Annotated in this window: 28 protein-coding genes; 17 read left to right on the top strand and 11 right to left on the bottom strand. The window is 70.9% G+C overall.

The window, feature by feature from the left end; genetic code table 11:
• Positions 1-23: 23 nt before the first annotated feature.
• Together Sya03_RS28830 and Sya03_RS28825 are read left to right on the top strand one after the other, a co-directional pair.
• Positions 24-551: a hypothetical protein gene (locus Sya03_RS28830; RefSeq protein WP_203941592.1), complete on the top strand. Its 528-nt coding sequence runs from the start codon at positions 24-26 to the stop codon at positions 549-551.
• 268 nt (positions 552-819) lie between these two features.
• Entirely contained in the window at positions 820-1,644 is an 825-nt protein-coding gene (locus Sya03_RS28825; protein WP_239107925.1) for an SURF1 family cytochrome oxidase biogenesis protein, read from the top strand.
• Here Sya03_RS28825 and Sya03_RS28820 read toward each other — a convergent pair.
• The 3 genes from Sya03_RS28820 to Sya03_RS28810 all read right to left on the bottom strand — a co-directional run bounded on the left by Sya03_RS28820 (position 1,632) and on the right by Sya03_RS28810 (position 4,099).
• The gene (locus Sya03_RS28820) at positions 1,632-2,042 is read right to left on the bottom strand and encodes a Rieske (2Fe-2S) protein (RefSeq protein WP_203941591.1); all 411 of its coding nucleotides are present in this window, start codon (positions 2,040-2,042) and stop codon (positions 1,632-1,634) included. The genes Sya03_RS28825 and Sya03_RS28820 overlap by 13 nt on opposite strands.
• A gap of 83 nt (positions 2,043-2,125) precedes the next feature.
• Positions 2,126-3,349, bottom strand: a complete 1,224-nt coding sequence (locus tag Sya03_RS28815; RefSeq protein ID WP_370872175.1) for a L,D-transpeptidase — start codon at positions 3,347-3,349, stop codon at positions 2,126-2,128.
• Between the two features lie 168 nt (positions 3,350-3,517).
• Positions 3,518-4,099: a TetR/AcrR family transcriptional regulator gene (locus Sya03_RS28810; RefSeq protein WP_203941589.1), complete on the bottom strand. Its 582-nt coding sequence runs from the start codon at positions 4,097-4,099 to the stop codon at positions 3,518-3,520.
• Positions 4,100-4,192: 93 nt separating this feature from the next.
• Between Sya03_RS28810 and Sya03_RS28805 the strand changes: the two genes are divergently transcribed.
• A complete protein-coding gene (locus Sya03_RS28805) occupies positions 4,193-4,480 on the top strand; it encodes a hypothetical protein (RefSeq protein WP_203941588.1) in 288 nt (95 codons plus the stop codon).
• A complete protein-coding gene (locus tag Sya03_RS28800) occupies positions 4,477-5,013 on the top strand; it encodes a DUF2269 domain-containing protein (RefSeq protein WP_203941587.1) in 537 nt (178 codons plus the stop codon). The genes Sya03_RS28805 and Sya03_RS28800 overlap by 4 nt, the downstream gene beginning before the upstream one ends.
• Before the next feature lie 82 nt (positions 5,014-5,095).
• Here the strand turns inward: Sya03_RS28800 and Sya03_RS28795 are convergent, their stop codons facing one another.
• Positions 5,096-6,019: a class I SAM-dependent methyltransferase gene (locus tag Sya03_RS28795; protein ID WP_203941586.1), complete on the bottom strand. Its 924-nt coding sequence runs from the start codon at positions 6,017-6,019 to the stop codon at positions 5,096-5,098.
• Between the two features lie 282 nt (positions 6,020-6,301).
• Between Sya03_RS28795 and Sya03_RS31790 the strand changes: the two genes are divergently transcribed.
• The 3 genes from Sya03_RS31790 to Sya03_RS28780 all read left to right on the top strand — a co-directional run bounded on the left by Sya03_RS31790 (position 6,302) and on the right by Sya03_RS28780 (position 8,793).
• The gene (locus Sya03_RS31790) at positions 6,302-6,949 is read left to right on the top strand and encodes a recombinase family protein (RefSeq protein WP_308442170.1); all 648 of its coding nucleotides are present in this window, start codon (positions 6,302-6,304) and stop codon (positions 6,947-6,949) included.
• 332 nt (positions 6,950-7,281) lie between these two features.
• Positions 7,282-7,464 (top strand): hypothetical protein, encoded by a 183-nt coding sequence (locus Sya03_RS28785; RefSeq protein ID WP_203941585.1) that lies wholly within the window; start codon positions 7,282-7,284, stop codon positions 7,462-7,464.
• 792 nt (positions 7,465-8,256) lie between these two features.
• Positions 8,257-8,793 carry a DUF305 domain-containing protein gene (locus Sya03_RS28780; protein ID WP_203941584.1) on the top strand — a complete coding sequence of 179 codons (537 nt, stop codon included), beginning with the start codon at positions 8,257-8,259 and terminating at the stop codon, positions 8,791-8,793.
• Between the two features lie 154 nt (positions 8,794-8,947).
• Here the strand turns inward: Sya03_RS28780 and Sya03_RS28775 are convergent, their stop codons facing one another.
• From Sya03_RS28775 to Sya03_RS28760, 4 genes are all read right to left on the bottom strand, one after another.
• On the bottom strand, positions 8,948-9,823 hold the full coding sequence (locus Sya03_RS28775) for a potassium channel family protein (protein ID WP_203941583.1): 876 nt from the start codon (positions 9,821-9,823) through the stop codon (positions 8,948-8,950).
• Between the two features lie 1,080 nt (positions 9,824-10,903).
• Positions 10,904-11,284, bottom strand: coding sequence for a Tn3 family transposase (locus Sya03_RS31935; protein WP_203941609.1), 381 nt, complete (start codon positions 11,282-11,284; stop codon positions 10,904-10,906).
• A gap of 67 nt (positions 11,285-11,351) precedes the next feature.
• Positions 11,352-11,588 carry a helix-turn-helix domain-containing protein gene (locus Sya03_RS28765; RefSeq protein WP_203941582.1) on the bottom strand — a complete coding sequence of 79 codons (237 nt, stop codon included), beginning with the start codon at positions 11,586-11,588 and terminating at the stop codon, positions 11,352-11,354.
• A 23-nt stretch (positions 11,589-11,611) separates the two neighbouring features.
• Positions 11,612-11,827: a helix-turn-helix transcriptional regulator gene (locus Sya03_RS28760; RefSeq protein WP_203941581.1), complete on the bottom strand. Its 216-nt coding sequence runs from the start codon at positions 11,825-11,827 to the stop codon at positions 11,612-11,614.
• A 91-nt stretch (positions 11,828-11,918) separates the two neighbouring features.
• On the opposite strand from Sya03_RS28760, the gene Sya03_RS28755 reads away from it, so the two are divergent.
• From Sya03_RS28755 to Sya03_RS28735, 5 genes are all read left to right on the top strand, one after another.
• Positions 11,919-12,563 (top strand): hypothetical protein, encoded by a 645-nt coding sequence (locus Sya03_RS28755; protein WP_203941580.1) that lies wholly within the window; start codon positions 11,919-11,921, stop codon positions 12,561-12,563.
• 287 nt (positions 12,564-12,850) lie between these two features.
• A complete protein-coding gene (locus Sya03_RS28750) occupies positions 12,851-13,489 on the top strand; it encodes a hypothetical protein (RefSeq protein ID WP_203941579.1) in 639 nt (212 codons plus the stop codon).
• Positions 13,490-13,740: 251 nt separating this feature from the next.
• Positions 13,741-14,880: a DUF932 domain-containing protein gene (locus Sya03_RS28745; protein WP_203941578.1), complete on the top strand. Its 1,140-nt coding sequence runs from the start codon at positions 13,741-13,743 to the stop codon at positions 14,878-14,880.
• Positions 14,881-14,961: 81 nt separating this feature from the next.
• A complete protein-coding gene (locus Sya03_RS28740; protein ID WP_203941577.1) occupies positions 14,962-15,318 on the top strand; it encodes a hypothetical protein in 357 nt (118 codons plus the stop codon).
• Between the two features lie 42 nt (positions 15,319-15,360).
• On the top strand, positions 15,361-16,875 hold the full coding sequence (locus Sya03_RS28735) for a ParB/RepB/Spo0J family partition protein (RefSeq protein ID WP_203941576.1): 1,515 nt from the start codon (positions 15,361-15,363) through the stop codon (positions 16,873-16,875).
• 67 nt (positions 16,876-16,942) lie between these two features.
• On the opposite strand, the gene Sya03_RS28730 is transcribed toward Sya03_RS28735, so the two are convergent.
• Positions 16,943-17,500 carry a bleomycin resistance protein gene (locus Sya03_RS28730; protein ID WP_203941575.1) on the bottom strand — a complete coding sequence of 186 codons (558 nt, stop codon included), beginning with the start codon at positions 17,498-17,500 and terminating at the stop codon, positions 16,943-16,945.
• Positions 17,497-17,805: a hypothetical protein gene (locus tag Sya03_RS28725; protein ID WP_370872056.1), complete on the bottom strand. Its 309-nt coding sequence runs from the start codon at positions 17,803-17,805 to the stop codon at positions 17,497-17,499. Before Sya03_RS28725 ends, Sya03_RS28730 begins: the two co-directional genes overlap by 4 nt.
• A 406-nt stretch (positions 17,806-18,211) precedes the next feature.
• Between Sya03_RS28725 and Sya03_RS28720 the strand changes: the two genes are divergently transcribed.
• From Sya03_RS28720 to Sya03_RS28700, 5 genes are all read left to right on the top strand, one after another.
• Positions 18,212-18,673 carry a single-stranded DNA-binding protein gene (locus tag Sya03_RS28720; protein ID WP_203941573.1) on the top strand — a complete coding sequence of 154 codons (462 nt, stop codon included), beginning with the start codon at positions 18,212-18,214 and terminating at the stop codon, positions 18,671-18,673.
• An 87-nt stretch (positions 18,674-18,760) separates the two neighbouring features.
• The gene (locus Sya03_RS28715) at positions 18,761-19,201 is read left to right on the top strand and encodes a single-stranded DNA-binding protein (protein WP_203941572.1); all 441 of its coding nucleotides are present in this window, start codon (positions 18,761-18,763) and stop codon (positions 19,199-19,201) included.
• A gap of 89 nt (positions 19,202-19,290) precedes the next feature.
• On the top strand, positions 19,291-19,755 hold the full coding sequence (locus Sya03_RS28710; RefSeq protein ID WP_203941571.1) for a hypothetical protein: 465 nt from the start codon (positions 19,291-19,293) through the stop codon (positions 19,753-19,755).
• A 5-nt stretch (positions 19,756-19,760) separates the two neighbouring features.
• The gene (locus tag Sya03_RS28705; protein WP_203941570.1) at positions 19,761-20,711 is read left to right on the top strand and encodes a hypothetical protein; all 951 of its coding nucleotides are present in this window, start codon (positions 19,761-19,763) and stop codon (positions 20,709-20,711) included.
• Between the two features lie 7 nt (positions 20,712-20,718).
• Complete coding sequence (locus Sya03_RS28700) at positions 20,719-21,630, top strand: bifunctional DNA primase/polymerase (protein WP_203941569.1); 912 nt, start codon at positions 20,719-20,721, stop codon at positions 21,628-21,630.
• A 13-nt stretch (positions 21,631-21,643) separates the two neighbouring features.
• Here Sya03_RS28700 and Sya03_RS28695 read toward each other — a convergent pair whose 3' ends face one another.
• The gene (locus tag Sya03_RS28695; protein ID WP_203941568.1) at positions 21,644-22,198 is read right to left on the bottom strand and encodes a hypothetical protein; all 555 of its coding nucleotides are present in this window, start codon (positions 22,196-22,198) and stop codon (positions 21,644-21,646) included.
• Between the last annotated feature and the right edge of the window lie 5 nt (positions 22,199-22,203).

Genomic DNA, 22,203 nt, shown 5'->3' with positions numbered 1-22,203 from the left:
CCGAGCAGCGTTATCGTGGCGGCGTGAGACTGGCAGGGGTCCGCACCTCCACCGGCGCACAGGTCACCCTCCTGTTCGTCGACACAGGCGTCCACGTGCTCGCCACGACCGGTTGGCGACATCATCAACTCCGGATCGCCGGCGGTGCCGTGTTCGCAGCGGCGGCCCTGGCCGCGGCCGGCTTGGGAGTCCGTCACGCCGTGGACGCGGCTGCCGGTGCAGCGCTGGCGATGGCAGCCCTCGCGCTGGCCGCGGCAGCCGCCGTCGCAGCCGTGACCGCGTGGTGGCTGACCTCTCGTGAGGAGCGAGCCCTTCGCCGGAACGCAACCCAACCGGACATCATCGCCGATCAGGTGACATCGGCGCAGAGCGCCCAGGACACCGGCGCGATCTGCGTGACCCTGCACATGGCTGACAACAGCACCCGCGAGTTCAGCGCCCGAGGACTCACCGGGGTGCACCTGGGACACCAATTCGGTCAGATGTTCGGTGTCGCCAACCCCGGGGGCAGTGGAGCCGATCCCACCACCGTCCGCGCCGACCGGCCGTAGACCCCGGTGCCTTCACCGCAAGAACAACCCGCGGGCAGCGGATGCTCATCCGCACCGCTGCGGGTCCCGCTGGCGGGGTGACGGACGCCTGTAATCGCCCGGGGGCCAGTCCGCCGCAGGCGCGACCTCAGAACCAAGATCTGGGGAAACGGCGCACGTATCCGCCTCCGGATCACAGAGGGCACAGACAGTGCGGTTCGCCCGCTGGATGGCTGTCATGGTGAGAGCCGGCCTCAGCCCGGCTCGGCCCGTCGGTAACCTCTCCCGTGTGTACCGGTTCCTTGTCAGTCACCGCTGGGCGGGCTATGCCGCCGCGGCGCTCGCGACCACGGCCGTCATGGTCTTGCTGGGTGACTGGCAGTGGCAGCGATACGAGGAGCGCACCGCCCGGAACGCGCGGATCGCGGCAGGCGACAACGCCACGCCGACGCCGCTCGGCGACGTATTGGCCCGTCCTGGCGTCGGCGACGACATCGGCCCCCCACCGGCAGCGGATCAGGAGTGGGCCACCGTCGCGGTCACCGGCCGGTACGACGCGACAGAGGAGGTTCTGGTACGTGGACGAACGGTCAACGGCAGCGTGGGCTTCGAGATCGTGACGCCGCTGGTGTTGGCCGACGGAACGGCGGTGTTCGTCAACCGGGGCTTCCTCCCTGCACCGCCCGGCGACGCGTCGGCCAGGCCCGTTGTTCCGCCTGCCCCGACCGGGCAGGTGGACCTCAGTGGCCGGGTGCGCTTCTCCGAGAGTGGACCCCGTCCGGTGCAGCGCCGTAACGGGCGCATCGAGGTACGACGGATCTCGCTGGATCAGCTTGCCCGGGAACTGCCCTATCCGCTCTTCAACGCCTATCTGGTGCTGACGGTCCAGACGCCACTGGCCGACCCTGCTTTGGCCGCAGTTCCGATCCCCACCGACAACGCCTCGCAGAGCGGCGCCTACGCGGTGCAGTGGTGGGTGTTCGCGCTTATGGTGGTGGGCTGGTTCGCCTGGTCGGTGCGCCGCGAAGCGCACCGAGACGGAAACCGGCACGGCGGCGCATCAGCGGCAACGACGGGGACCGAGCGAAACGCCCACGGGCCTCACGTCAGGTAGATCGCTGTTCCTTCGACCGTGACGGCAATCGGAGTCAGTCCGCTCACTGCTGGGCCACTGACGACGGTGCCGTCGGCGTCCCTGAACGTCGACATGTGCTCGTAGCACGTGATGAGCCCGTTCTCCGGCGGGCTGACGCGTGCGCCCCGATGCGGGCAGACGGCGCTGAACGCTTTGAACTCACCCGCGGTGGGCTGAACGACGAGGATCTGGCCCAGCAACTTTCCGCCGCCCACCGCGACATCGGCGGTGCTGGTCAGCAGCCGGCGATCGGCGGAGCCGGCCGACTGCTGACCGGCCTTCCCGTCAGCGCCTCCGTCCGCCGCGCCGGGGTCTTCGCCGGACGCGCAGCTGCCGAGAAGGCTTGCGGCGCCCCATGCGCCCAGCGCACCGAGCACGGTCCGTCGAGCGGTACAGCCGCCCGGCATCGCCGGGCCTGGCTCAGTCGTGTTCGCCCCACCGACGCACCCACCGTCACCGCTCATGAGGCGGGCGTTCCGGCGGACGGACCAACCCCACTAGGCGCCGCTGACGGCCTCGGGCGGTACGGGATGGCGCTGCCCTTGACGTATTCGTCCCACGGCATGTCGAAGTCGGTCCAGCCGTTTCCGCGCTGGAGTCGGCGTCCGGTGCCCTTGATCGTCAGCGGGGAGCCGATCAGGGTGTTCTGGAACAGCCACTTGGCGTCGGCCACCGACACGTTGACACAGCCGTGCGACACGTTGCGCTTGCCCTGGTCCTGCACGGACCAGGGTGCGGCGTGGATGAACTCTCCGCCCCACGTCGTGCGCTGCGCGTACTCGATGTCGAGGCGGTACCGGTTGGCGGGGTTCGGGTTGTCCATGGTGTCGAAGACGGTCTTCGCCAATTTCTCGATGACGACGGCGGTCCCGCTCGACGACGGCATGCCGGGCCGCCCCAGGCTGACCGGAATCCTCCTGACCACGGCTCCGTCCTTCACGACCTTCATCACCTTGGGCGACGCGGCGTCGTCGATGGTCATGGTGAGGGAGGGGCCGATGCTGCACTGCAAGGTGGAGTCCCGCTTACCGAAGAAGCCGCCGCCCAGCGGCAGGCCGCCCACTCGCACGTCGACGAAGATCTTGGATTCCGCCTGCCAGTATTCACGGGGACGCCAGTGCAACTCCGTGTCGCTGTACCACGTCCAGATTCCCTCCTGCGCCGGCTCCGTGCGCACCAGGAGTCGGCGCTGGGCGGCGGCGCGATGCTCCTTCTCGATGGCCCGGCTCAGCCGGAAGATGAGCGGCATACCGACCCCGACCACGGCATCATCGGGCAGGAAGCTGACGAAGCTGACGACCTTATCCGGCTTCTGCATCGTGGTGAAGGCGGCGGTAGCCGTGAGGGCGGCACCATCGTCACCGGCGCCTGTGACCGTGGCTGTGTAGCGTTGCCCGAACTCCAATGCCTTCTCCGGCAGCCAGCCTGCACCATCGGGGTGCATGGCGCCGGGCACGGACCGACCGGACGAATCCTTGAGCGTCACCTCGGGTGCTGCGACGCCTGAAGCGGTGAAGGTGATCTCGGTGCCCGCCGGTACATCGATCGCGTCGGCTGCCGGAGCCGTGATGGAGAGCGAGGACCCGCTCGGGGCCCGGGACGCGTCCGGCCCGCTCCAGCGCGGCGCCTCGTCAGCGGTACAGCCGGTGAGGCCGCTCCCGCCGGCCGCCGCGACGCCGAGCATGGCGAGGACTCGCCTGCGGGTGAGCGCAGGTGCAGGGGTACGTGCGGTGGCGGCCATGTCTTCTGGCCTCGAATCGGGCGGGATCACAGCACCATGGTGCCTCAGGCGCCGGCTGGGGCGGTGTTGCCGGGCGGTCACGGCGTCCACCATCCCGCCTGAACCACCTACTTACGGACGTGGTGGACGGAGTCCCGCCAGGGTGACCGTGACCAGCCGTTCGACGGCGGCCTCGGATGGCAGGCGGCCCGCTGCGCCGAGGGCGTGCAGGCAGTAGCTCGCCAGCTCGTCGGGGGCGACATCGCGGCGCAGGCCACCCGCGGCGGAGACCTCGGTCAGCAGGTCTCGGAACAGGTCGGCCAGCTGCTGCTGCGCCTGCGGGACATGCTCGCCCCGGTGCAGGACTGCGGCGAGCTCCCGGGTTCCGTGCCGCTCCCGGGAGTAGCAGATGTGGGCGTATTTCCCGAGCACCGCCTCGAGCCTGTCGCCCGGAGCGCCGGGCTGGTCGCGGAGCTTGGCGAGGTCCGCCAGGTGGTCGGCGACGTGCCGTTCGTGCTGCGCCACCAGGATCGCTTCGACATCCGCGAAGTACTTGTACAGCGTGGCGCGTCCGATGCCCGCCTTCTCGGCGATGTGGCTCATCGTCACCGACATCAGCCCGCGTTCGCTGACGAGTGCCCAGGTGGTCTCCAGGATCGCCTCACGCACCGTCCTGCGGTGCGTCTCGATCGTCGCGCTCCACAACTTCGGCACGCCTGACTATAACGCGATGTCTCGGACCGAGACACTATGGTTTTATGTATCCACAGCGTATTGCAAACCCTCATGCCAACACGGAGGCTCCTCGTGGCCGACCCGCACCGCTCCCCCGAAGCCCGCGACGACACCGACCTGGAGCCTGATGGGTCACCGCGCAGCGCCCCTCCCCGGGCGCCGCGGTGGGTGAAGGTGTCCGCCCTCATCGTCGGCATCCTGATTCTGGTGATCGCCGTCCTGATGCTCACGGGTCTCGGTGGCTCTCACGGTCCTGGCCGGCACACCGGTCTCAGCAACACAGCGCCGGTCGATGTCGTCGACTTCCCGTCCCCCGGCAACCCGGCGGACCCGCAGCTGCGAGTGGTCAGCCACCGATGACCATGCGTCCCCGCCTTCGCAAGGTCGTGCTGACCATCCATGTCGCCACCTCGGTGGGCTGGCTCGGCGCGGTCATCGCCTATCTCGCACTGGACATCACCGCCGTCACCAGCCGTGACATCACGGCGGTCCGTGGCGCCTATTTCGCGATGGAAGTCATCCTCCTGTATGCCATCGTCCCGCTGGCTCTCGCGTCGGTGCTCATCGGGACCCTCAATGCACTGGGGACGTCGTGGGGCCTGTTCCGGCACTACTGGGTGCTGGTAAAGGTTCTGCTCACGGCGTTTGCCGCCACTGTCCTGCTGATCGAGACAGAGACCGTGAGAAACCTGGCCGATGCAGCAGCGTCCGGCACCGATCCGCGCGACCTTCCCGGCACACTGCTGCACTCCGTCGGCGGGCTCGTGGTTCTGCTTCTCACCGTGATCCTGTCGGTGTTCAAGCCGCAGGGCTTGACCCCGCACGGGTGGCGCAAGCAGGAGGAACGGCGCCGGGCCAAGGGTGTCAACCAGACAGCACCCGTAGGACCCTGACCGGCCTGGGCAGCCCGATCTCATTGCGTCGGGGACGACGGCCTGCGCCGACACGAAGCACCTGGCGACACCGGCTAGCCACTCACCCGGCGGTACGGGTGAAGACGTACACGGCATGGTCCACCTCCGGCGGCAGCACGAGCTTGCTCAGCCGCTCGTCGTGCTGAAGGTCGAAACCGTTCTGCTGCCGGTACGCGGCCCAGTTGCCGGTGCTGGCTTCGTGGCGGGAGCCGATGACGATGTACTGCTGAACACTGGCGGTGGTGAAGACGTGCTGCTCGAACGGGTTGTCGGCGGGCGGCCACGAGCAGATGACCACCTCGGGCTGGTGGATGCGCAGGGCCGTGCGGGCATCCTGCTTCAGCACCGTGTCGGGGAAGGTGATGCTGTCGCTCCAGCTGTAGTCGTCCGTGGCGGTGACGCGCACCCCGGCGTCGGCGAGGAAGCGCGACAGGGTGCCGTCGCCGGCAGCGATCTCCAGGCAGGAGCGGTCACCGATGAGGTCAGCGAGCCGATTGATGAGCGGCCTGGAGTAGAAGCACCAGATGCCCTTCTTCTGCACCAGCGGCATGAGCAGCCGCCGCTGGCTCAGCAAAGGCCAGACCACCCGGAATTGCCAGAGGGAGACCGGCTTGCGTTCCAGATCCCGGCGGAACAGCAGCTTCTGCGCGACGAAACCATTGACCAGGTTGAACCGGATCCGGCCCTCGGACACGCCGGTGGTTGAACTGAGGATCGCCTGTTTGAGCAGGTGAACGGTCATTTGCCGGCGAAGCTCCGTGCTGAGCCGTTCCTTCGCGGACCGGGTCCGGCCTGGAAGCGGAGCCTGGGGCCGGGACACCCGGGTGATGTAGGCGGTGATCTCTTGGGCGTCGTCGCGCTCGATGAGTGCGCCGACGTCGCGTTGAACCTGCTGCCACTCGTCGGGGTACGCCTCGACGAGTTCCTCCAGTGACGGGTCGCTACGGAGCCACGCCATGGTGTCGGTCGGGCGGCGGCGACTCACTCGGGACATGGCGGCCCGGCCTGGACTACACCGCAGCACGCTGGCGACCTCATATGCCGAAGGTATGACACATGTGGCGGACGTGTCCTCGAGACGGGATCTTCAGGCCGGGCGCACACCGTCAGTCGCCCGTCGTCGCAGTCAGCGACAAGACCACTCAGCTTGGGCTCGAGGGCGCGAGGCGTGGCCCACGCGCGAGGAAGACGGCGACCAGGTTCCTTGACCGGTGTCGACCCCGGTACAGGTAACAGCCTGGCGAACGAAGCCGCGTGAAGCTCGGGTATTCCTTTCATCCACCGCTTTGACCTTCGTACGGCGTCGTGTTCAGGTGCAGACCCGGCTTCGCGGGATCTTCGAACACGAGATCACCGGCTCGATGGAGCCGTCGCCCGTATACGAGGACCGGCCTCTGCAGAGCAGGATCGACAGCCCACAGGACACTGTGCCCGCCCCACGTTCGATCGCGCCAGGCAGTGCGCGCCGTCGGCGCGTCATCAGGATCTCATCGCCACTATCGGGCAGCTGCGCCGCCGCGGCGTCGGGTTCACCTCGCTGCACGAGAACCTGGACACCACCACCCCGGGTGACCGACTGGTCTTCCACGTCTTCGCCGCCCTGGCCGAGTTCATCCGCGAGCTGATCGTCGCCGCCACCCGCGAGGCCCTGGCCGCTGTCCGCGCTCGCGACCGCGCCGGCGGTCGCCCCAGCGTGGTCACTCCGGAGATTCTCCGCGCGGCCCGAGACACGCTGCCCAACCCCAACCCCAACCCCGACGCATGCGTCACCGTCATCGCCCGGCTGCTTGGTGTCAGCCCTGACACCCTCTACAACCACACCCGACCGGCGCGAGCTCCGCCGCCCGCCGGGCCCGGCCGCAACCGACCGATGCGCGGGCCCCTGCCCGGCCACAGCACCGGTCACCTGACGTGACCGACTCCCGCCCCGGACTGCGGACCGTCTTCGCCCAACCCGCCTACCGACGGCTGCGGGCCGCCCGAACCGCATCGGCCTGGGACGACGCCTTCAACACCGTGGCGCTGACCCTGCTGGTCTTGGCGTCCCCGGCTCGAGCCTCGGTGTCGCCGGCGTGGTCGCCGCCGAGATCATGCCCGTGCTGCTGCTGGCCCCGTTCGCCGGCGCGGTCGTGACCGCCTCGGCGCGATCGGGGTGATGGTCGCCGCCGATGCCGTGCGCATTGGCCTCGCCGCGCTGCTGTCGCTGCTCGCTGGCTCCCCAGCGGCGATCTATACGTCGATCTCGCCATGTCCGCCGCCGCGGTGCTCCTCAACCCTGCCGCCGGGGCGGTGCTGCCCGCGCTGGTCGACGACGACGAACTCGTCGCAACCAACAGCGGCATCTGGACCGCCGCCGTGTTGTCGCAGATCGTGCTCGCCCCGACCGCCGGCGTCGTCGTGGGCACCGCCGGCTATATCTCCGCTTCCTGATCAACGCGGCGAGCATCGCCAACTCCGCTGTGCTGATGCTCGCGCTGCGGCCTTCGCGCCCACCCCGCGACGCCACCCCGTCCGCCGCTTGGACGGCGATGGTGTGCGAGGGCATCGCAGTCATCACCGGCAACCGGCTTCTACGCGCCCTGGCCATCGGGCAACTGCTGGCCGCCTGTCCGCCGGGGCCACCAGCGCCCTGCTGCGCGCCGGCGTCGACGCCGTCCTCGCCCTCATCCGGATTCCCGCCACCGCCCCAATCGCGCTGGCCGGCTACGGCATCGGCACCTCGACCGGCGCCGTCACTTTCAAGTCCCTGCTGCAAGCCCAGATCCCGGCCACCATCCGCGGCCGCGTCCTTGGCCGGCTTCGACCTCACCTGGCAGCTCGGCCGGGTGATCTCCCTGACCGCCAGGGGCATCACCGCCGACCAGCTCGGCCTACCTGCCGTCTACGGCGCCGCCATCGGCTGAACCGCCCTCCGGCACGAAACCAGCGGCCCGGCCAAGGCACTCCCTAGATCAGCTGCGTTTGCCGTGTGACCCGCTTCTTACCCGCACCCCACCTTGGCTGCACCCGATACCACCATGACCTCTCGGCGCCCGACCGGCCGATTAGGCCAGCCGAGCTTCGGGTAACGGCGATCATGCTCAATGGAACCGCGGGAAGCCGCGGCCGCTCCACCTCACGGGATCACGACAGGAATTTTGCGACGAAAGCAACGGAGGCCGAAGCGTGATGGACAAGCGGAACTCGGACAAGACTGCTCACGGCGAGGGACAGTCGCACGACATGAAGAAGATGTACCTGCGGTTCGGGGCGATGATCCTGACCGCCATGGTTGTCATGTACGCCGTGATGTTCGTCAGCAGCTGGCAGTGGAGTCACATCCGGTTCAGCGAGAGCCGGGTGTTCATGGCGCTCACCATGGGCGGCACGATGGGCCTGATCATGCTCGGCTACATGCTCAACATGTACCGCAACATCAAGGCCAACCTGGGCGTCGTCGCGGCGAGTCTGCTCCTGCTGGGCGTGGGCGTGTTCCTCGACCGCAGCCAGACCACCGTGCAAGACAGCGGGTGGATGAACTCGATGATCCCGCACCACTCGATGGCCATCACCCGCTCGGAGCGCGCCGAGATCTCCGACGTACGGGTCTGCGAACTCGCGAAGCAGATCAGCAAGGCACAGCGGGAAGAAATCCTGGAGATGAAGTGGCTCATCGAGGACATCGAGCGCAACGGCGTCGCCGCGACCGCCCAGCAGGCACAGGCTCGGCCCGTGCCCGACTTCACCGAGGCCGCCGACCGCCAGTGCCCCACGGGGTGAAATCGTCCTTTCCCTTCGTCTGAAGAACCCATTTCCCTGTGGCACCTTCGGGAGGGGCCACGCAACGAACTCACGCGGTGCACCAGTCGGCGGCAGTCAGAAAACCAGCTCCATTGAGATCGCGGTGCGGCCGTCGGTCGTTGCGGATCATGGGTCAGTTGGCATGCCGGTGGTCGGCGGCGTAGGCGTGCAGCACGATGGTGGTGTCGGCGCCGACGTGCAGGAACTGCTGGTCGAGAAGTTCGGCGAGCGCGTCCAGGGCGGTGAGGAGCAGGGCGCCGGCGAGGCGGGTCTGCGGGTCGGTGCTGGTGCTGGCGTCGTGGCCGAGTTCGGTGGCGTAGTCGAGGTTGGCGGCCAGGGCGATGTCGGGGTTGGCGTCGCGGAAGAAGTAGGTGGCGGAGTACTGAGTCAGGTCGAGGCGGGCCTGCACGATGTCGGCGGCCAGGTCGGTGAGGACCTCGGTGGGCACGCTGTCGACGCCGAGGCCGGTGGTGCGGCGGGCGCGGTGCAGGGTCGCCAATTGCAGGGCCAGTACGCGGCGGCGGTGCAGCGCGGGGTAGATCTGCAGCACCCACGACACGGCCGCGGTGAGCAGCACGAAGCCGACGAGGGCTTCCAGGGGAGCGGCCAGGCGCAGCCATGGGGAGGTGGGCACGATGTCGCCGAACCCGAGTGTGGCGACGGTGACCAGGGACAAATAGACGGCGTCGAGCAGGTCGCTGCGCTGTGCACGGTCCAGCGAGGGGCTGTAGGACAGGCCGTCGGGCATCTGCGCAAGGTAGATCAGCGTCCAGCCGAGCACGGCGAGCGCCCCCCAGGTGGCGATGACTGCGGTCATGCCGAGCGGGCCGGGTAGCGAGGCGAGTTGACGACGCGGGTTCAACCGCCGGGTGAGCCGCCACACCTGCGTCATCACCTGTCGGGCGATGCTGCCCTGGCCGCTGGGATGAAACAGGGTGTGGAACACGTCGCGCAGCACTGCGAGCACCAGCAGGACGCCGGGCACGGTGACGACCACGTCTCTCACCACTCGGCGCTCCCGGGCGACGCGCAGCTCCCGATCGCCGACGGGGGCAGGTCCACCACCCCGGCAACTGCAGTACCGGTGGCGTGCCGGCGACGGCGGGCGGCGTGCTGCGTCATGCTCCTGGCTCCTCACGTACGTACTTGCTGGCTGGATGGTGCCCGCGACGAGCGGCCGGCACTCGCCGGACCCGGGTGAGATCCACCGGTTATCCGTAAAGACGTGGCGGGTGTGCGTGTGACGCTCGTCGATGCGAGAAGCGATCCCCTTTTCACCCCATGGGAGGACCGTCATGACCGGTTCTGGCATGCGCCGCACCGTCACCGCCGCCACCGCAGGTCTCGTCCTCATGCTCGGCACGCCGGCTCTGGTTGCGGCGCAGCCCGTGACCGCCCCGGCCGCTCCGCCGCGGCGGCCAGGGCGGCCGACCGTCACACCGGCGCCGCGCCGATGCCCCTGCCGACCTCACCGACGGCCTACGAGTTCGGGGAAACCCCTGGCCAAGCTGAACGGGCGCAGCATGGAGATCACCTTCATGGCGGCGATCATCCCGCATCACCGGGCCGCGATCGGGATGTCGCGGCTGGAACTGGAGCGGGGCCGCAGCGCCGACATCCCGCACCCACGCCGAGAACATCATCGCCAACCAGTAGCACCAGATCTACCAGGTCACCCGGTGGCTGCGCCAGTGGTACAACCTGACCCCGGAGCAGGCCCCGCGCTCAGGCGCCGACCGAGGCCTGCCAGGAGATGCAGACCACCCAGTGCATCTGGACCGGGTCGCGGCCGCGCGGGCCGAGTGATCAGCCTCGACGACGCACAGCGGCTGGCGTCGCTGGTGGACCTACTGGCCGACGCCAACCGCGCCCGGATCATCTACGCCCTGGACACCGTCGACGAGCTCTGCGTCGGCGACCTCGCACTCGCGCCCGGAACCGGGGAAGACGCCACCGGCTACGGGCTGCGGATACTGCGCACCGCCGGCCTGTGTCACCACCCACCGGGAGGGACGCGTGGCGTCCTACCGCCTCGCCGACGACTTCCCCGAACCGCTACGCGAGCACTGCCTGCACCGGCTCGTCGAGCTCAACCACAACACCGACGGCGAGCAGTGACGCCGTTCGTCGCACGGCCCGCCGGCCCCCGGCGCCGATCCACATCCCGTGCTCGTGTCACCGTCGCAGGCCCCGGCAGAACCGGGCACACGCGGCGAGGCGCCGTAGTCCGGCCAATCCAGATCGAAGTGAACGTGCCGTGCAGCGCCACGTTCGACCAGAACAGCGGGCTGAGGCCGTGCACATCGTATGCGGTGAGCCGGCTGGGCCACTGCGGGTCGTCGAGGACCAGGTCGACCAGGCGGGTGTTGACCAACACGAGGGCTGACTGGAGCAGGTGCAGGGTGAGCATGAAGATTTCTTGCGCCGCCCGATCGGCGCCGGGCAGCTCGGCCTCGCGGCTGTAGTGGATGGGCTACGTTCGCCGAATTCCACTGCTCCATGGCCTGCGACCCTTCGTGGCTCTCACGCCGGAGCCGTCAGCTCTGCCGGAACTCCCCGACACCGAGAAACCGCAGCAGCTCTGGAACCGGCACGAGGATACGGCGCCTTAGCCGGATGAGTCGCACTGGAAACGAACCCGTCCGTACGAGGTCGTACGCCAGCGTCCGTCCGATACCGAGGATCAGCGCCGCCGTCTCGATGTCGGTGGTCATCCCCAGGGCGCGGACGGCGTCAACGGTCCAGACGTCGCGGCGCTGCGCTTCAGTAGTCATGTCGATCCCTCCTACGGATGCCGTCATCGACCGGTGCCCGGGCGCGCACCTGACGCGTCCGTCTGAGTGGTGCGCAGCCAGGCGAGGACGTCCGCCGGGTCGTACCGGCGATGTTTGCCGACGCGGTACCGCCGTGGACCCCGGCCGTGCATGCAGAGGTAGTGCAAGGTCCACGGAGAGATGTGCAGGAACGCGGCGGTTTCGTCGTGAGTCAACAGACGTGAGCTTGTCGTTTCCACATCAACACCTCACCTGAGCTGGCGTTCCTACCATGGCCACGATCGGCCTAAGCGGCTTGCGTGTCAATCGAGCAGCGACTAACTTGTCGATATGACAGACCGTGCGGAAGCCACTCCCGTGCGAGCATCGGACCTCGTCGCCACACAGATCCGGCAGATCCGCGGTCACCGAGGGCTGACGGTGAGAGCGCTGGCAGCCCGGTGCGCGGAGCTGGGCGGCGCTCACCTGACCGCCAACGTCCTCACCAACATCGAGGTGCGGGGCCGTGGCGTGTCGGTCGACGAGCTGCTCGTCCTGGCCCTAGCGCTGGACGTCGCGCCGGTTCACCTCCTGATACCACCGATCGGTCACGGTGCCGACCTTGCCGTCACCGACCAGGTAGCGGCCGACCCGCTCGCCGCCGCGGCGTGGATCCGCGGCGAGGCACCCCTTCCTCCCGCGAACGCCGCGGCGTATCTGGCGTACGCCGTCGAGCGCGCAGAGCCGACCGGCCGGGCCCAGCCCCAGGCCGCGGAAGCGTTGAAGGCGCGCGCGGCCGGGCTGGCGGCGCAGTACGAGGCCGAGGCCCAGCAATTCCTCGGCAAGGTGCGCCAGCAGGTGACCGACTTGGTGACCTATCTGGAGGAGTCAGTGGGCAGCGGTGTGCCGACCGATGACCTCCTGCAGGTGCTGGAGACGGTCCGACATCGGGTTCAGCCGCCGGCCGCTGTCGTAGAGGCATCTGTGCGGCCGTAGCGAGTTGTCACGCGGCGATCGCGCGCACGGCGGGACGCGCCGAGCCGGGGCGCGTGCTGGCAGGTCACGCTGGCCGCCCCGCGGGCCGGGCGCAAGGCGGCTCGAGAACATCTGGTGGCCTGCGGCCAAGATCTTCTCGAGCTTCGCCTTGCCGCCCGCCCGCCGCGGGCCGGCGCGTCGCCCTGCGGCCAGCACGCAGCCCCGGGCCACAGCGACGACCACTTCCCGGGAGCGCGCGTTCCCGCGCCGCACCAACCTGCGGCACGACTCCCGGAGGCCACACCGTCATGACGCAGCCCGCCAGCTCCGCCCTCACCCACCAGCCCGCAGCCCGGGCGCTCGAGGCCATCCTCACTGACCCGCCGTCCCTGTTCCCCGCTGTCCGGCTCACCGCCCCCGACACAGACGCGGTGGTGCTCGCCCGGCGCGACCGCACCGTCGACGTGATCCTCGACAACGGCTTCGTGCGAACCCTGCACGTCAGCGACACGGCCCGCCCGATCACCGAGCCGGCCCGCGAGGCGGAGCTGCTGCGCCGCGCCCTGCGCAGTGTCGAGGCGCGGGCGGTCACGGCCGAGCGGAGCCTGCGCGAGGACACCGAGCGGCACACCTCGGTTCTCGCCGCCGTCCGGGCGTACGCCATCGGCAAGCACCGCGACGGCGACATCTGCCGCCGGGGCCTCGACGGCTTCCTGGAGGCGTTCGACATGCCGCCGTACGAGCCGCGGATCCGGGTGACGTTCACCATCACCGGCTCCTACCTCGTCGCCGCCGAGAACACGCGGGAGGCCGAGAGTGACGCCCAGGGCTACCTCAAGGCGGACCTGAGCAGCCTGGACAACGTCGTCGAGGACAGCGACGAGATCACGGTCCACATCGACGACGTGAGTCTCGTGGACTCCGGTAGCGGCGACGGAAACCGGTAGACCGCACCCGGACTGCGGGACCGGGCGCCTCGACCGTCCGGTCCCGCTGGCCGCCGTCAAGCCGCCGCCTGCCGTTCCTCCGAACTCAATCGGCCTGGTCGACGGCGCCACCAACACCAGCGGCCGGGCGGGGCTGTGACGGCGTCGGCGCAGCCCCGGCCTTCGGTCGCGCGCCGGCCCGCAGCCCAGGGCCGGCACACCGCGCCACCGTGCGCCCAACTGACACCTCCACCCGGAAAGGAACCACGCCCATGCCACCCACCGCCGCCGTCGCCCCCAACCGCAACATCGAGTTGCAGCAACTCGTCACGCTGCTGCGGGATCAGTCCAGCCGCGCCGTCGACGTCATCGCCGGCTCCGGCGCCATCCGCGCCGCCGACGGCATGCTCGTGCTCGACGGCACGCAGCCGCAGCTGGGTCCGGACGGGGTCACCATGACCGCCGGCACCTACACGATGAACGACATCGCGCTCACCGGGATCGCCGACAAGCTGGGCATCCCGATCGCCTACCTGCGCCGGATGGCCGCCGACAACTTCGGCCTGCTCGACGTCAACGTCAACAGCTGGCTGGCCCGCACCGACCGCCGGTTCCTCGTCCGGTGCGTGCGCACCGACGGCGGGACCGGGGTGGCCCGGGCCTTCCTGTCCGACCGGTACAACCGCATCGACAACCTCGACGTGCTCATGGCCGCCCTGTCCGGCATCCGCGACGCCGGGGTCCGCGCCGAGGTCACCGGCTGCGACCTCACCGACCGGCGGATGTACCTGCGGGTCGTCTCCCCCGAGGTCCGCGTGGTCGCACCCCGGCTGCTGGCCAACTACCGATCCCCTTTCGACGGCCGCCGCGGCGCCGACCTGCCGTACGTCTCCGGGGGCTTCCTCATCTCCAACAGCGAGACCGGCTGCGGCGCGTTCAGCCTCGCGCCGTGGATCCGGGTCGAGGTCTGCCGCAACGGCATGACCATGCAGCACAACGCCCGGCGCCGCGCCCACCTCGGCTCCCGCATGACCGACGACGACGGCGTCGTCGCGGCCTCGGCCGAGACGCAGCGCCGCAACCTCGACCTCATCACGTCCCGCACGGCCGACGCGGTCCGCTCGTTCCTCAACGTCGACTACGTGACCCGGATGGTGCGCGAGCTGGAGACCGACGCGGGTGCCCCGGTCGACGACCCCGACGCGAGGATCAAGCTGGTCGGCCAGCGGCTGCGCTACAGCGACGAGCAGCAGGCGGGCATCCTTGCGCACTTCATCCGCGGCGGCGACCTGTCGGCCGGCGGCATCATGCACGCCGTCACCTCGGTGGCGCAGACCCTCACCGACGCCGACGCCGCGCACGAGCTGGAGGCCACCGCCGTGCAGGCCATGCGCGTGGCGGCCTACGCCTGAGCAGCCGCCCGTACACCGACACCGGCGGCGGCGTGTCAGAGGCGCCGTCGCCGCCTCACAGCCTCCGCGGAAGGAGAGGCCGTGACCAGCGAGACCCATGTCCCACTGCGCGACGCCGATGCGCTCGACGCCATCTGCGCCGCGCTCAACACCGTGACGAGCTGCGCCGACGTCGTGCAGGAGGTCACCCTCATCGTCCGAGCCGCCGGCCGGCCCTACGTCGACGACCTCTGTGTCATCGAGGCCGGCACCCACCAGAGCCCGCACGGGCTGCCTCGTGCCGCCATCCACGTCGACGGCGAGGAGGCCGTCCGCGTCTGGGCCGACGAGCAGGGCGCCGTCCACGTCCGCGTCAGCAACCGCCACCCCCGTCGGCCGTACACGGTCGAGATCGACGGCGCTCCGCCGCCACGCCCCTACTCCACCCAGCCGCAGTAGATCCGGCACGTCATCGCTTCACCCCTGGAAGGAGTACGTCCCATGCTCACCATCGAAGAGATCGACCCGCAGAAGCTCGTCCGCAACGACCGCAACCCGCAGAGCCGGACGACCACCGGCGCCGTGGACGACCTGAAGGCGTCCATCCCCGTCGTGGGGATCCTGCAGCCCCTCGTCGTCATCCCCATCACCGAGGATCCGGGCACCTACCGCATCGAGATCGGGCACCGTCGGCACCGCGCCGCCCTGGAACTCGGCCTGCCCACCGTGCCGTGCCTGGTCGCGCCGGACGAGGGTGTGGCGATGCAGCTGGCCGCCATGATCGCCGAGAACACCCACCGGGCGGACTTCAGCACCAGCGAGCAGGCCGAGATGTACGCCCAGCTGGCCCTGCTGGACTGGGACGAGGAGCGCATCGCTGCATTCACGGCCCAGCCGGTCGAGCACGTGCGCGCCGCCATCACCCTGACCCGCCTGCCCGCAGCGGCGCAGGCGGCCGCCGACGTGGGTGAGCTGACGCTCGATGACGCGGCCGCGCTGGCGGAGTTCACCTCCGACCCCGGCACCGTCGACAAGCTGCTCAAGCGCGGCGCCAACGGGTGGCGGCTCCGGCACGCCATCGCCGACGAACGCCACAAGCGCGAGGTCCAGGAGTCCCTGGACCGGTGCAAGGCCGAACTCGTGCTCGCGGGAGTCAAGGTGATCCCCACCCCAAAGAACTGGCCGTACGGCGAGCAGACCGTCGTCAGGGCGCGCGACCTCGCCGACGCCGACGGCAACCGCCTCGACCCCGACGCGGTCCGGACCCGGCCCGGCTTCGCGGCGATCATCACCCGCGACGGCGCAGGGACGCCTCGGACGGAGATCGTCTGCACCGACCCGGCCGCCTGGGGCTACTCCCCCGCCGCCGGCACGGCGGAGCACGCCCGCGCCGAACGGGACGCGGCCGCCGCCCGCCAGCGGGAGTTCGTCGAGTCCTTCGCCGCCGCCACACAGGTCCGCTGGCAGTTCCTCAGCCAGGCGTACGGCAGCGCCAAGACGGCGAAGAACCTCTACCTGACCGCGCTGCGCGCCGCGGTCACGGACCCCGACCGGCTGAGCTACCCGAAGGACAAGCTGCAGGAGCTGGCCCTCCGGGTCGCCGGGGCGCCGTTCGACCCGGCGGTCACCGCCACCGCGGGCATCGACCGGCTCACCCGGATGCTGGTCTCCCGGTGGATCTGCGGTTCCGAGGACAACCTGGTGCGGCTCGCCGCCGACCTGAGCTGGGGCGTCGACCCGCGCACGGCCGTCGAGTACCTCGACCTGCTCGTCGCGGGCGGCTATCAGCTCTCGGAGGCCGAGACGCAGCTGCAGGACCGGCTGACCGCGTCCTCGTCCCACGGCACGGAGGACGACAGCGGCGAAGAGGACGAGGACGCGGACAAGGACACCGCCGGTGAGGAGGACCCGGAGCCCGTCGTTCCGGACGGCGACGATCCCGGGCACGAGGTGGTCGTCGACGGCCTCGTGGAGCCAGTGGATGAGACGGAGCACCGCGAGCCGGTCGCCGCCTGACGCCGCCGGCAGCACTGAACCACCGGGCGCTGGTGCGGCGGCGAACCGAACCCGCACCGGCGCCCGGTCACGACGACGGGCTGCCGACCCGCACCGTGTTGCCGTCCGGGTCCGTCAGCGTGAACTCACGCAGCCCGTAGTCCTGGTCGGCGAGCGGACCGACGCCCGCCGCACCGAGGTCGCGTACCTGCTTCCACAGCTTCGCGGCGTCTGCGACGTGCAGGAAGCACGTCCCCGGTCCGGTCCCGTCCTGGTCCGCGAAGTGCAGCTCGACGCCGCCGCTGTGCAACAGCAGATAGCCGGGGTGCCGCTCCGCCTCGACGAACCCGAGCGCGCGGTAGTACGCCGCCGTCCGGTCCAGGTCGCTGCTCGGCAGGATCGGGATCGCCACCCGCACGACGTGGCCGGCGCGGCGCCGCCGCCGGGGCAGCAGCGACCGCAGCCGTACCTGCCGCAGCAGCGAGACCCACCCGGCGCGCCGCGCCGCCCACAACGCACAGCCCGCGCAGATGAACACGCCGGGCGTCACGCCCAGCTCGGCGACCCGCCGGCTGGGCAGCTGACGACCGCAGCAGCCGCATCGCCGGTGATCGGAGGCGTGCGCCGTCCCCTCGGTGAGCGTCATCGACCCGCCCTCTCTCGCAACGCGGCGACCAGGTCGGTCACCTCGGGCACTCCGGCGAGTCCCGCGGACGTGCCGTACACCCGGCAGGTCAGCCCACCGACGGTCGCCGGCGGACCGAACAGGTCCTCACCGTCGACCACGAACGTCGGCGACCCGGCAAAGCCGACGGCCGCGGCCGCCGCCTCCGTCTCCACCGGCACCAACTCGATCCGCGTGTCGGTCCGGCCCACTCGGTCGAGTGCCGCGCGCAGCCGTTCACCGGCCGCCCGCCAGTTGGGGCAGCCCGCGAAGTACAGCATCGACACCCGCATCACCTCATCCTGGCCCCGCGTGGGGCGTCGCGGTAGCCACGCGCCGCCGAAATCACGCCCCGGCGTCCGGTGGTCCGCGGGCGCGCGCCGGCGTCCGCGTTGCTGCTACAAGGCGGCCCGGCCAAGGCGCGCGTATGCCCGGCGCCGTGACACCGGCCTGCCGTGGGCAGCGCTCGCGCTGTCGGAACGCCAGGTGAGCCCACGCGCCCGGGGGACGTCAAGGGCGCGAACCATCTTGACACCCGTGTCGCTGGCGCGACGTCAAGATCGTTCGCGCTGGTTCCTTGACGCCCCCGGCCCCGCGGGCTCCACCGGCCCTACCAGCGCGGCACTGGCCACGGGGGCCCAGCCTCCGACCCGGGCCAGGCGGCGCACCCACCGACCGGTCAGGAGGACCGTCATGCAGTACACGTTCACCTTCGAGGGCAACCTCGGATCCGCTCCGGAGCTGCGCTTCACCCCGTCCGGCGTCGCGGTGGCCAAGATGTCCGTCGGGCACAACACCCGCCGCCGCACCGCCGACGGCAAGTGGGTCAACGGGCCCACGCTGTGGATCGACGTCACCTGCTGGCGCGAGCTCGCCGAGCGCGTCGCGCAGCTGCGCAAGGGCGACACCGTCGTCGTCGACGCCCGCGACGACCTGTCCGCCTGGGCCTACCTGGCCCAGAGCACCGAGAAGCCGGCCGCCCGCCTGCAGGTCACCGCGAACAACGTGGCGGTCAGCATGCGCTTCGCCGAGGCCACGGCCAGCCGCACGCCGCGCGCCGCCGCGACGGACGACATGGACGACCCGTGGGCCGGCGCCGAGCCGACCGACGTGCCGGACAGCCCCGCCGCCATCACCGAGATGCAGGACGCCTGAGCAACCGTCGCGGGCCGGCCGCACACCAGCCGGCCGGCCCGCCTGCCCGATCCGGTACGCCCGTCGCCGCCCCGTTGGAGGCACCACATGTTCACCTGCGTCATCGAAGGCAGCCTCACCAGCACGCCGACCCGCGGCCACACCCGCGACGGCGCGGTCTGGGTCCAGTTCCCCGTCGTCGTCAAGGACCGCTACCGCGACCACGCCGGCCGCTGGATCGACGGCCGCCCGATGTTCTTCGACATCGTCTGCTGGCGCGACCTCGCCGACCGGGTTCAGGACCTGGCCCGCGGCGACCGCGTCGTCGTCGAGGCTGGGCAGCTGCTGCCCTACCTCAGCGACTCCGAGCTGCCCGCGCTAAAGGTCCACGCCCGCAACGTGTCGCTGTCGATGCGCTACACCGCCGCGCACACCGGCCCTCGGGTGCGCCAGCGCAGCGGCGACGTCGTCGTCACCGCCGACGGCGAGCGCATCGCCGCCGAGGCGTACCCGGACCGCGTCAGCGACCCGGAACTCGTCCACCACTGACCGACGCCGCGGCGAGCCGCGGCACCCGCCTGGCGAGCCCGCCGACCGCCTGGTCGGCGGGCTCGCCGCACATTCAAGGAGTCCGACCGATGAGCTCCAGCCCCAACCCGACCCCCACCGATGACGACCTGGTCGCGCGCCGCGCCGACGTGCGCCGCACCACGATTCTGCTGCTCCTCGCACAGTGGGGGCCCGGCTACCAGCGGATCACCGGCGACGGTGTCCGGTACGTCGCTGAGATCGCCAAGGCCACACCGGACGAGTGGCGGTGGCTCGCCGAGCACACCGCCGCCCACCCGGAGGTGTGGCAGGAGACCACCCCACGGGGCCACGACGAGTGGTTCCAGTTGCGCGCCGAGCAGGGCCGCCAGGCGTACGCCGACGCGCTCGCCGCGTTCCAGCGCGGCGACTACCCGACCTGCCGGGACCGCCTCGACGACGCCCTCGCGTACGGCAACCTCGTCGAGGCCGAGTGGGTCCGCCTGCACCACCACGTCACCCGCACCGAGGCACAGGCGAGCGATGGCGCCGCCGCGACGCCGAGGGAGGCCTGATCGCGATGCGCAAGTCCACGAACGCCGAGGCGTACCGAGCGATGCGCAACGCCGCCGACACCTTCACCGGCCGCCTGTCCGCAGTGCGGCTCCACGGCTACCGTGCCGCCACGATCCCGGCCGGGACCCTGCACGCCAAGCCGGCGCGCCTTCTCCGCCGCACCCTCGACCGGACCGCCGGCGCACCGATCGACCCCGACATGCCGGTGTACGCCGTCTCCTGCGACGGCACCCCGATCGCCTGGCTCACCCACCACGCCCGCGTCGTCACTCCGGCCGCCGACCTGAGCCCCTTCCAGACCCGGCACCAGCGCGAGTCCGCGCGCGCCCTCACCGACGTGCACCTGTGGGTGATCGTCGACCTGGCCGACGCCCGCGACCGCCGCGAAGGCCGCACCGCCGACGGCCCGGCCGGCGATCCCTGCGCGAACCGGCACCATCCTCCGCAGATCAGGATCGCCGCGCAGCACGACCTGAGCCGCACCTGGTGGCTGCCGATCAGCGGCGATCGCGCAGCGACTCTGCACGCCGCCGGGCAGCTGGCCGGTACGCACGAAATCCGCGTCATTCAGGCCGTCGGCTACGGCTACTACGCACGCCGGTCCAACCGCCTCGACCTGGCGGTGCTGTGCACCGTACACCGCCTCGCCGACGCACACGGTGTGCCGCCGTCGGTGGTGGGCGATTGGCTCGCCGACGCCGAGCCCACCGGGCAGCCGGATGCCCTCGCCGCCGCATTCGCTGCGGCGTACCAGGGCCTGTACCCCAACCGGGACAGCTTCGTCGACCAGGTCCTCACGGAACGCGGATGGCGCGCGGCCATGACGACCGCCGGCATGCCCGACCGCTACGTCGACCGATCGACGCTGAGCGCCGACCTGTTCAGCGCGTACCGCGACATCAGCGTGGGCGCCGGCGGCATCGCGGTGGTGCGACGTACCCGCGCCAGGGGTTGACGAGTCCATGCCCTTCCACCTTCGCGCCGCGCTCGACTACGCCCGCGCCGGCCTCCCCGTCCTGCCCATTCACACACCCACCGATGACGGCGGATGCTCCTGCCGAGAGCCTGAGTGCGCGAGCCCTGGCAAGCACCCGCGGGTGCGCCGTGGCGTTCACGCCGCCACGACCGAGCCCGAGACCCTGCGGCGGTGGTGGAGCCGGTGGCCGACCGCGAACATCGGCCTGCGCACCGGCGTGAAGTTCGACGTCTGCGACATCGACGACGCCGCAGCGTGGCACCACCTCACCGCCCTGCTGCAGCGCCACGCCCCGCACGGCCCGCTCGCCGCAACGGGCCGCGGATGGCACCTGTGGTTCGCGGCTACGGGCGCCGGCAGCCGCGCCGCGATCCTCGGCGGAGTCGACTGGCGGGGCCGCGACGCCACCGTCGTCGTACCACCGTCGCTGCACGCCACCGGCGTCCGGTACCGATGGCTGCGTAGGCCCACGCATCCGCCCCCGCCCTGCCCGCCGGCACTGCTCGCCATCGTTCGACGGCTCCCGGCCATGGACCTCGCCCCGGCCGGCACGGTGACGCACCGGGGCGCGTACGCGGCCGCCGCCCTGCTCGCCGAGACCCAGCGGGTACGGTCGGCCCGGCCTCCCCTCGCCGGACGGCCCGGCAACCGCAACGACAGCCTCAACCGCGCGGCGTTCAACCTCGGCCAGCTGGTCGCCGCCGACCTGCTCGACGAGGATACCGTCCGGGCCCGGCTCACCGAGGCGGCGCTCCTGACCGCGCTACCGCCAGCTGAGATACGGCGCACGCTCGCATCCGGTCTCACCGCCGGGAAACGCCATCCCCGGGTCCGGGCCGCCGGCGGTCCACACGAAACGGCCCGAAGCCCAGCAACGCGGGACACCGGGCCGTCGTGACCGTCCCCGAGGTTCATCGGGGCCACGGATCCTCCGCCGATCTGTCCCACACCGGTAGCCCCGCCCATCCATCGCTCCCCACCACCGCCGCGGCCGGCTCCGGTGCCTCCATCGGCGTATCCACCTGATCGTCCGAGCGCCAAACGTCGGCGTACGACCATCCGATCGCATCGGGACCGTCGTTCTCGGGCGGCGCCACCGTCGCGGACACTGCCTCGACCGCCCGCGGCTCCCCCGCCGCAGCCAGCGCCTCCCGCACCGCAGTGATCGACAGCCCGGTCAGTTCCGCGATCGCGGACCGTTGCTCACCCAGCTCGGCGAGCGTCCGGACCGCCACCGCCGCCAGCGCCCGCTCCGAGGCAGCGACCCGCTCGGCGTCGTCGAGGATCCGCGCCGCCCGCTGCTGCGCCTGCTCGACGATCGCCGCCGCGGCAGCGCCGTGCTCGTAGAAGTCCGCCAACGCGGCCTCGACCTGCCGCTCCCGCCGGAGGCGGCGCGCGTCCCGTTCCTGCTTCATCTGCTGCGCCTTGCGCAATGCGGCGTGGCGCGAGCCCTTCATTCGTGTCATATCGC

The sequence above is a fragment of the Spirilliplanes yamanashiensis genome (assembly GCF_016863475.1).
Classification (GTDB): Bacteria; Actinomycetota; Actinomycetes; order Mycobacteriales; family Micromonosporaceae; genus Spirilliplanes; species Spirilliplanes yamanashiensis.
Note: the sequence above shows the minus strand (reverse complement) of the source record. Positions and strands in the feature narration are given on the sequence as shown.